The organism is Rhodothermales bacterium (assembly GCA_034439735.1).
Classification (GTDB): domain Bacteria; phylum Bacteroidota; class Rhodothermia; order Rhodothermales; family JAHQVL01; genus JAWKNW01.
The window spans coordinates 1-3406 of the sequence record JAWXAX010000303.1 but is presented as its reverse complement, the minus strand read 5'-3'; the positions used below and the strand labels follow the sequence as shown (position 1 = coordinate 3406).

Below are 3406 nucleotides of genomic sequence, written 5' to 3'. Positions count from 1 at the left end.
GAGGTCCTTCGACTACGCTCAGGATGACAATCTTTTTGGGGGTTCGGTTAGTCTTGAAAGTGGGCAAAGTCAAGTAAGTGCCCGTCCGGATACTGGTTGCGGATTTCGTGCGTCGGAGAGTATCCTTGGAGGCTTCAGAGAATCCTCGATCCTTCCCTTTTCCAGTCACGTCTTCGTCACCATGATGCCCGACACACCCACCCCGTATACTCCGCCTAACGACATGCCGCCCGTCCCGATACATCGGGTTCTGGCCGGTCAGACCGCGCTCGTCACCGGCGCCAGCAAAGGCCTGGGCGCCGCGGTGGCCATTGGCTTCGCGCAGGCGGGCGCGAATGTGGTCGTTAACTACCATTCGGACGAAGCCGGCGCCCGCGAGGTGGCGGCGGAGATCGAGGCCGCCGGCCAGCGCGCGCTGGTTTATAAGGCCGATGTGGGCAAAGAAGATCAGGTCATCGCCATGTTCGAGGCCGGCCGGCAGACCTTTGGCCGAATCGACATCGTCGTCCCGAACTCCGGCTTCCAGCTCAACGCCCCGACGGACGAGATGACGATGGACCAGTGGCAGCGGGTGATCGACACTAACCTCACCGGCCAGTTCCTCTGCGCTCGCGAAGCCATCCGCGCCTTCAAACGGCAGGGCATCGACCGGAGCATCTCTTATGCGATGGGCAAGATCCTGCACATGAGCTCGGTGCACGACCTGATCCCCTGGGAGGGTCACGTGAACTATGCCGCGGCGAAAGGGGGCGTGATGCTGCTGATGAAAAGCATCGCCCAGGAAGTGGCCCACTTGAAAATCCGCGTGAACTCGATTTCACCCGGCGCCATCCGCACCCCGATGAACGTCGAGAAACTGACGACGCCAGAGATCTACAACGACCAGCTGTTGCGGCTCATCCCCACCAAACGCATTGGGGAGCCCGAAGATGTCGCCCGGGCCGCCATCTGGCTGGCGTCGGACCAGTCGGATTATATCCACGGCATCACCCTCTACATCGACGGCGGGATGACGTTGTACCCGGGGTTTATTGGTGGAGGATGAGGGGGAAGGATAGCTCACCGAGCGGCCCCTGGATCGCAACGAGGCGCTCCGGATGATCAAGCGGCGGGCACGAAAGGCCGGGATACCGCCTGGCGCCGTCTGCAACCACTCCATGCCGGGCACGGGGATCACGACGTACCTTGAAAACTCCTTAATCAGCTGGGGCGTTACAGAAGTAGTCCATTATCACGCGAGCCGCGTTTTCCGGGGTCGATAACTTCGTGCGCTCGAAATAAGTCGAGGCCCGTCATGCATCCCCAGCCCCCACCCCGTCAAATCGAGTACGACGAGAACCCGCCGTCGATAGGGACGATGTTGCCCGTCACAAACCGCGAGGCGTCCGACAGGAGGTAGATGACGGTGCCGATGAGTTCTTCGGGCTCGCCGTACCGGCCCATCGGGGTGTGGGCGATCACCTTTTTGGCGCGGGGGGTGTATTCGCCGGTGGTCTGGTCGATGTGCAGGAAGCGGAGCTGCTCGGTCATAAAAAAGCCCGGCGCGAGGGCGTTGACGCGGACGCCCGTGTGGGCGAAATGGACCGACAGCCAGCGGGTGAAGTTGGCCACGGCCGCTTTGGCGGCCGAGTAGGCGGACACCTTCGTCAGCGGCGCGAGGGCGCTCATCGAGGAGATATTGACGATCGAGCCCCGGCCGGCCGTCACCATGCTTTTTGCAAAGACCTTTGTCGGGAGGAACGTCCCCATGAAGTTGAGCCCGAATACGAACTGGAAGCCGGCGTATTCGAGGTCGAAGAACCCCGTGACGCCCTCTTTGTCCAGCGCGCCCGGCTCCAGAAACTCCTCCGTCGTCGTGCCACGTGGGTCGTTGCCGCCGGCGCCGTTGATGAGGCAGTGCGGCGGGCCCCAGAGCGTCTCGATCCGCTCCCGGCAGATGTGGAGCTGCTCCTCGTTCATGACGTCGCAGGCGAAAGGCTGCGCCTCGCCGCCGGCCTGCTCGATCTCATGCGCCACCTTTCGGGCCTGTTCGAGGTTCAGGTCCAGCACGGCCACCTTCATGCCGACGGCCGCCAGGGCGTGCGCGAGCGTGCCACAGAGCGCCCCGCCGGCGCCGGTGATGATCGCGACCTGACCCGTGAGGTCGAACTGAGCCATTACGGATTGTTTGTTCATGTTTATCGAGAGGTGTTTACAATGAGCTCGGCGCAAAAAAAGATTGTCATCCTGGACTTGATCCAGGACCCAGAATAGGGTTGCTAACCCGACTGGATCCCGCATCAAGTGCGGGATGAAGTTTCCTGGATCGGGGGATGACGGCGCACGTCACCACTTCGGGATAAACTGACGCAGGTACGCATGGCTCTGCCGGAGGGCGGCCTTGCGGGCTTCCACCGAGCCTTCGAAGGCGCGGTCCTCCACCTCGACACAGATGGCGCCCTGGTACCCCGTATCGCCCAGAGTTGCCACGAATTGGCCCCAGTTCACATCGCCGAGGCCAGGCAGTTTGGGGGTGTGGAACTGGTTCGGGAAGGCGAAAACGCCTACATCGTCCAGCCGATGGCGGTCGATGCGAGCGTCTTTGGCGTGGATGTGGAAGAGCTTGCCGGCGAACTCGCGCATGGGCTTCAGGTAGTCCATGTGCTGCAAGATCATGTGCGAGGGGTCGTAGTTCAGCCCGAAGAAGTCGCTCGAGATCTCATCGAACATACGGCGCCAGATGGCCGGCGAGTGGGCGAGATTCTTTCCGCCGGGCCATTCGTCGCGCGTGAACGACATGGGGCAGTTTTCGATGGCCACGCGGACGCCGTGCTGCTCGGCGTGTTTGATGAGCGGTTTCCAGACCTTCTTGAAGCGCGGCCAGTTTTCGTCGACCGTCTTCGTCCAGTCCCGCCCGATAAACGTATTCGCCACGCCAATCTCTAACCGCTCGGCGGCATCGATCATCTTCTTGATGTGGTCGGCATAGACCTTCCCTTCGTCCTCATCCGGGCACAGTGGGTTGGGATAATACCCCAGTCCGCTGATGGCGACGCCGGTGTCGGCGACGAGTTGTTGGACGGCTTTCGCCTCCTTTTTACCAAAAGAAGTCACGTCGATGTGCGTCACGCCGGCGTAGCGGCGCTCGGCCTTGCCGGCCGGCCAGCACATCACTTCGACGCAGTCAAACCCCTCCTGCGCGGCAAAGGTGAGGACCTCTTCCAGGGTGAGATCGGGCAGAATGGCGCTAACGAATCCGAGCTTCATGGCTGAAGAGTTTAAGGTTCCAGGTTTAGAAACTGTTGAGATTTGAACAACCCAAGGCATAGTCATCCCCCGGTCAAAGCCGGGGGCAGGCTCCCGCGGAGGCGGGAAACGAGCGAAACGACTTACGAAGTAATCCAGCCATCAGACTGGCATTTTTCTG

3 protein-coding genes are annotated in these 3406 nt (G+C 61.4%); 1 reads left to right on the top strand and 2 read right to left on the bottom strand.

Annotated elements, in window-relative coordinates; genetic code table 11:
* Nucleotides 1-181: 181 nt before the first annotated feature.
* Complete coding sequence (locus tag SH809_21360) at nucleotides 182-1045, top strand: glucose 1-dehydrogenase (protein ID MDZ4702272.1); 864 nt, start codon at nucleotides 182-184, stop codon at nucleotides 1043-1045.
* Nucleotides 1046-1317: 272 nt separating this feature from the next.
* Here the strand turns inward: SH809_21360 and SH809_21355 are convergent, their stop codons facing one another.
* Both SH809_21355 and SH809_21350 read right to left on the bottom strand, forming a co-directional pair.
* The gene (locus SH809_21355) at nucleotides 1318-2175 is read right to left on the bottom strand and encodes an SDR family oxidoreductase (protein ID MDZ4702271.1); all 858 of its coding nucleotides are present in this window, start codon (nucleotides 2173-2175) and stop codon (nucleotides 1318-1320) included.
* Between the two features lie 150 nt (nucleotides 2176-2325).
* Nucleotides 2326-3246, bottom strand: a complete 921-nt coding sequence (locus SH809_21350) for a sugar phosphate isomerase/epimerase family protein (GenBank protein MDZ4702270.1) — start codon at nucleotides 3244-3246, stop codon at nucleotides 2326-2328.
* Nucleotides 3247-3406: the final 160 nt, after the last annotated feature.